The organism is Pseudomonadota bacterium, assembly GCA_039024915.1.
In the GTDB taxonomy this organism is placed as follows: domain Bacteria; phylum Pseudomonadota; class Alphaproteobacteria; order Rhizobiales; family MH13; genus MH13.
The window spans coordinates 1-3,959 of the sequence record JBCCPK010000020.1; the positions used below are offsets into that span (position 1 = coordinate 1).

At 56.7% G+C, this 3,959-nt stretch carries 7 protein-coding genes; 3 read left to right on the forward strand and 4 right to left on the reverse strand.

All coding sequences use genetic code 11. The annotated features are described in order from the left end of the window. Together AAF739_17910 and AAF739_17915 are read left to right on the forward strand one after the other, a co-directional pair. Window positions 1-120 (forward strand): 4a-hydroxytetrahydrobiopterin dehydratase (locus AAF739_17910; protein ID MEM6384544.1); only part of this gene is annotated, 120 nt, incomplete at its 5' end. After that, window positions 117-677, forward strand: a complete 561-nt coding sequence (locus AAF739_17915) for a tetratricopeptide repeat protein (GenBank protein ID MEM6384545.1) — start codon at window positions 117-119, stop codon at window positions 675-677. The genes AAF739_17910 and AAF739_17915, both read left to right, overlap by 4 nt. On the opposite strand, the gene AAF739_17920 is transcribed toward AAF739_17915, so the two are convergent. Then, window positions 674-904 carry a DUF2798 domain-containing protein gene (locus tag AAF739_17920; protein MEM6384546.1) on the reverse strand — a complete coding sequence of 77 codons (231 nt, stop codon included), beginning with the start codon at window positions 902-904 and terminating at the stop codon, window positions 674-676. The genes AAF739_17915 and AAF739_17920 overlap by 4 nt on opposite strands. Before the next feature lie 19 nt (window positions 905-923). Next, window positions 924-1,529, reverse strand: a complete 606-nt coding sequence (gene leuD / locus AAF739_17925; protein MEM6384547.1) for a 3-isopropylmalate dehydratase small subunit — start codon at window positions 1,527-1,529, stop codon at window positions 924-926. A 120-nt stretch (window positions 1,530-1,649) separates the two neighbouring features. Between leuD and AAF739_17930 the strand changes: the two genes are divergently transcribed. Beyond that, entirely contained in the window at window positions 1,650-1,856 is a 207-nt protein-coding gene (locus AAF739_17930; GenBank protein ID MEM6384548.1) for a DUF1737 domain-containing protein, read from the forward strand. A gap of 26 nt (window positions 1,857-1,882) precedes the next feature. Here AAF739_17930 and AAF739_17935 read toward each other — a convergent pair whose 3' ends face one another. Beyond that, window positions 1,883-3,136, reverse strand: coding sequence for a GGDEF domain-containing protein (locus tag AAF739_17935; protein MEM6384549.1), 1,254 nt, complete (start codon window positions 3,134-3,136; stop codon window positions 1,883-1,885). Between the two features lie 183 nt (window positions 3,137-3,319). Further along, window positions 3,320-3,959, reverse strand: a 640-nt coding sequence (locus tag AAF739_17940) for an aconitase family protein (protein ID MEM6384550.1), incomplete at its 5' end; no start/stop codon positions are given.

Sequence of the window (3,959 nt, forward strand, 5' to 3'; positions counted from 1 at the left end):
AACAGCTACCGCACCGTCGATGTGCGGTTGACGAGCCACGATGCGAAAGGTGTCACCAAGCGCGATATCGCGCTCGCCGCGCGCATGGATGCCCATGCCGAGAAGGAGGTAGAACCTTGAGATTCGTACTCGCACTTGTGTGGAGCATGCTCGCCGCAGTTGCGTCAGCCCAGACTCCTGGTCCATCCAAGCCGATAGCTTCGGATTTCGACCGCGAAGCGGAATTGGCGAAGGTCTATGACGAGTTGAAACACGCACCCCGTGAGGAGGAAGCGCGAAGGGCGGTCGGCAAACTCTGGAACATCTGGCTCATGACACCGGACGAAGCATCTGCCGAATTGATGAACAAGGCGATCCGCACCACCCGCTATGCCGACTACGCTACTGCGCTCGACCAACTCTCAACGGTCATCGACCAGCATCCGACCTATGCGGAGGCGTGGAACCAGCGGGCGCATGTCCATTTTCTGCGGCAGGACTGGGAGCGTTCGATTGCCGATTGTGAGAAAGTACTGGAACTGGAGCCGAAACATCTTGGATGTTTGACGGGCCTGGCGATCATTCACATCCGTCAGACAAAGCGGTTCGAAGCGGGGCGTGGCGCGCTGGAGCGAGCGCTGATGATCTCGAAATTTATTCCTGAACGGCGGCTTCTCGACGAATTGCCGGATCGCTAAGTCGGCTTCACTAGCCCCCGCAGGATTCGCCGCACCAATGGGGCGACGATCAGGACAGCGGGGAAGGCGATTAGCCAAGAAGACAGCCACGCCGATATCCACGCACCCATATCGATCGCCTGCAGGGCCAGTGCCGTTGCAACGCCGGACACGATGAAGCTCATCATGCCCGAGAGTAGCAGGCCGAAAATGGTCGGCTCCAATCTCGCTGGGATGAAAGGTTTCACGAAGCGAAGCCTCGCCTGATCAGACCCAGGGGCGCTCCGCCTCCAGCTTGCCTTCAAAGGTTACGATGCTGTCGGCCTTCTCAAGGGTCAGCCCGATATCGTCGAGACCGTTCAACATGCAGTGCTTCTTGTGGGCGTCGATGTCGAAGGTGATCGAACCGCCATCGGGGCCGGTGATGATCTGTTCTTCTAGGTCCACCGTCAGCACTGCATTGGAGCCGCGTGATGCGTCGTCCAATAGTTTCTCAAGATCGTCTTCAGACACGACTACCGGCAGAATGCCGTTCTTAAAGCAGTTGTTGTAGAAAATGTCGGCAAAAGACGTAGAAATCACGCAGCGGATGCCACGGTCGAGCAGAGCCCAAGGGGCGTGTTCGCGTGATGAACCGCAACCGAAATTATCGCCAGCTACCAGAATTTGTGCCTCTCGATAGGCGGGTTTATTGAGCACGAAATCGGGGTTTTCCGACCCATCCTCGTTCAGCCGCATTTCCGCAAACAGGCCTTCGGCCAAACCGGTGCGCTTGATGGTCTTCAAGTAATCCTTGGGGATGATCATGTCGGTGTCGATATTGATGATGGGCAGGGGCGCGGCAACGCCGGTGAGCTTGTCGAATTTTTCCATAGTACGGCCTCTTGCTCTGTGGCGTGGCATCCATGGCCACGCGGTTGCCGCCTTGTTACAGGAGGCAAGCGAAACGGCCAAGCACCACGATGACGTGAAACGATAAAGCGGGGCGATACCATGACACTCTACAGACTGCTCACCGGCGGCGATGACTCTGCCTTCTGCCACAAGGTCTCGCTGGCCCTTTCAAAAGGCTGGACGCTTCATGGCTCCCCGACCATGACCTTCGATAGCACATCTGGTAAAGCCGTCTGCGCACAAGCTGTGGTGAAGACCGTCGAAGGCAAAACTTACTCGCCGGACATGAAACTTGGCGAGCAGTAGCTAGTGTAGGCGGACCGCTGAATTCGTCAGGCGACGCGGGCTCCTGGATTGGTACCGAATTCCACGGGGCGAATGATCGCTGCTGACTGCTTTGACGGATAGCCAGCCCTTTCCGGCGCGACGCACACGCGGTTTCTGCCGCTTTTCTTGGCGCGATACAGTTGCTCATCTGCGCGTGCAAAGAGTTCGGTGAAGTTTTCGTCGGGATGGGCGTGAGCGATGCCGAAGCTTGCGGTTACCATGACCTTCTGCCGGCCGATATCCATCATGTGGTCTGCAATGACACTGCGTAGTGCTTCAGCAATTGAGGCTGCGTCAGCATCGTCGCAGTCACGCAGAAGCAAGGCGAACTCTTCGCCACCGACACGACCTGCCAGATCGGATTGTCGAACGGTCTTTGAGAGGATTCTGCCGACCCACTTGATGACGATATCGCCTGCTGCGTGGCCGTGGGAATCGTTGATCGCTTTGAAGTGGTCAATGTCGCAAAGGACAAGGCTGTGTCCGCGCCCCTCGACTGCTCTGCCAGGCGAAATGAGCATTTTTGCCTGCATCTCGAAAGTGTGTTTGTTGAGCAGCGTCGTCATTGAATCGACTTGCGAGCGACGTTGAATGCTGGAAGCCATGTCGATGCCCAGCATGACATAGAGCACCACTGCTGAACCCATAGCGCAAAGCGTTGTGATAATCCGGAATGATGCTGCCATTACAGACGCGGTGTAGTTGGCATCAGTCAGGTTCTGATCAATCGTGCCTGAAGCGAGAAGTCCGACGCGGACAAAAAAGGTCACGACAAAGAAAGCCAGGACGATGCCGGCGATACGGTCGACCAGGGGTGTGTCGGGTAGCCTGTTGTCGTGCCGTAGAAGCGCTGCAACAGGGAGGGAGAAGACCCCTGCGTTGCAGAGGTTCATTGCAATCGTGCGCAACATCGTATCCGGAATGATATGGCGGAACGTCACCATCAAGATGATCGTGACCGCTCCCAACAAGGCGAGCGCCTTGACGGGAACCGGCTGTTTCATGCGCACAAAATGACCCGTCACGTACAGGCTGGACGCAGCGAAATAGGCGATGTTTGTTGCCCAGGACGTCAGATGACTGTCACCATTTGAGATCGAGAAATCGATCAAAAAACCGAGTGAGCCAAACAGGTAGGAAAAGGCCCAGAATTTGGCCGCTACCAATTCTCGAGAATAGTAGTAGATGCCGCAGAACCCCGCGCCCATGATCGCATAGGTCAAGGGCTGCAAAAGCTGCAGTAGCGCTTCCTCAGACATGGTCGCCCCCAAATCACGAAACCGGCGCACAAAATGTCACGCGAACGCGAGACTAATGATTTTGGGTGAGTTAAGCGTTAACGCTGATTGAGCGATAAATACTGAGCTTGCGCATCTAGATATACATAGCATCTGCAGATGTGGAAGACGGCGGCAGGTAAAACTGCCGCTGTCCGGGGAGGTTTAAAGTTCGCGCACGTCGACGAAATGACCGGCCACCCCGGCTGCTGCGGCCATTGCGGGTGAAACCAGATGCGTGCGCCCTTTGAAGCCCTGACGGCCTTCGAAATTGCGGTTGGACGTGGAGGCGCAACGCTCTTCCGGCTTCAGCCGATCGTCGTTCATCGCCAGGCACATGGAACAGCCCGGCTCGCGCCATTCGGCACCAGCTGCGATGAAGATTTCGTGCAAACCCTCGGCCTCAGCCTGTTCTTTCACCAGACCCGAACCAGGCACGATCATGGCGGAGACGCCATCCGCAATCGTCTTTCCGTCAAGAATCTTGGCGACTTCACGCAGGTCTTCGATGCGACCGTTGGTGCAGGATCCGATCCAAACACGGTCGAGCTTGATGTCGGTGATCTTGGTGCCGGGGGTTAGCCCCATATATTCCAGCGCGCGCTGCTTGGAGGCGCGCTTGTTCTCGTCTTCGATGAGTGAAGGATCTGGCACTTCGCCGGTCACCGCCACGACGTCTTCCGGCGATGAGCCCCAAGAGACGATAGGTGTCAGATCACGGGCATCTAGAGTGACCACTTTGTCGAAATGCGCGCCATCATCTGTGTGCAGGGTCTTCCAATAGTCGAGCGCCATGTCCCAGGCT